Here is a 1,380-nt window from a genome sequence, read left to right on the forward strand (position 1 = left end):
AGTGGCAAGTTGGTTGCTATAGATCAGCAAGGCAATTATATGCCTGATGTCAGTCAAACTGACTGTCAGAACTATATGCGTGGCAATCGTCCTTTCGACTACTCAAAACAGCCTCGAGCGATCAATACAGGCATTACACAATCAGGTAATTATGTTGCTTCTACATTACATCAAGATACGCCAATGACACCTGAGCAATATGCTAAATATCTTCAATATCTTGATGAAAAAAATCGAGCAAATAACGTTGTTTATGAAACTCAAACACTTAAATCTAAAGACATAGGCGTTAATTCTTTATGACTACTTTATCTCTAGTGGAAATAGCTCAATTAGAACAGCTTCTTTTCGTTGTATTCGTAGCTGGAGTCATTACGGGTGCAATCTGCACAGGCTTCTTAAAAACGCTCTTAAATCTGATTTCATTGCATTTTGAGCATCCTAGTCGAATTAAAACAAATGACGGTTACTTATATCGATTCAAGGGTAAATATGTGCCATTGGATGAAAAGCAAAGATTGATTAAACAGGCTATCGAGCAATATAGGGCTTTAAAGAATGAAAAGAAAACGTCCACATGATTCTCATGTTTTTATATTAATTGCGTTACCGTGTAACGTTTGCTATGATGGATTTAATAATTATAGTTACACGGTAACGCACAATGAAAGATCCTAAAGATAATAAAACAATTGATGTATTTAAGCCTGAACCTAAAACAAGCGCTGAACGTCAACGTGCATACAGGGAGCGAAATAGTGATGCTGGCGATACAAGGCGACTTGATACTGTGATTAGTTCTGAGTGTTATTTTGCTCTTAAGGAAATATCTAAACTTGAAGGTGAAACAATGCGACAATCACTTGAGCGTATTATTAAAGAAGCATCTGATCGTACTCCGGGTGCATTGGCGCGTATGTTTGGTTTTAAGGAAGTTTGAACTATGACTACAGAAGATATTTTAGGCATAACATTTTTAATTCTTATGCTTTTCTTTTTTGGTGAGCATCTATTTTATTGGGTTAAAGAAAGACTGTAATGACTGGCATTTTATTACAACCGAGTGTCTTACTGCAGATCTTTCTCCGGCTTTTCCCTGGCACAAGCTAATTATTAAATTTCAACAACTTAATATTTTTCACCCCAAAATACGGATTGGCAAAATATGACAGAATTTAAAGAAAGAGTTTCAGCAAAACAAGAACTAAAATTTAGGTTTCATGTGGGTTATGGGCTTGGTTTTTTTACTGGTGCTTGTGCTGTTTTGCTTGTTTGGATCTTTTCAGGATATTTTTGAGGTCTTTGATTATGGGCCGTACATTTTTAATTTTTATGATATTTATTACATGTCCGATATGGTTATCGGTTTTACTTTCTTTT

The 1,380-nt window shown here is 35.3% G+C and carries 2 protein-coding genes and 1 pseudogene; all 3 read left to right on the top strand.

Translation table 11 applies throughout. From position 1 onward, the window contains the following. Nucleotides 1–303, top strand: a pseudogene (locus F885_RS12305) (hypothetical protein); the annotation flags it as partial. Further along, complete coding sequence (locus F885_RS12300) at nucleotides 300–581, top strand: hypothetical protein (RefSeq protein WP_005315440.1); 282 nt, start codon at nucleotides 300–302, stop codon at nucleotides 579–581. The pseudogene F885_RS12305 and the gene F885_RS12300, both read left to right, overlap by 4 nt. Before the next feature lie 83 nt (nucleotides 582–664). Beyond that, entirely contained in the window at nucleotides 665–940 is a 276-nt protein-coding gene (locus tag F885_RS0120125; protein WP_005315444.1) for a hypothetical protein, read from the top strand. Nucleotides 941–1,380: the final 440 nt, after the last annotated feature.

It is taken from the genome of Acinetobacter higginsii, from assembly GCF_000369845.1.
Lineage (GTDB): Bacteria > Pseudomonadota > Gammaproteobacteria > Pseudomonadales > Moraxellaceae > Acinetobacter > Acinetobacter higginsii.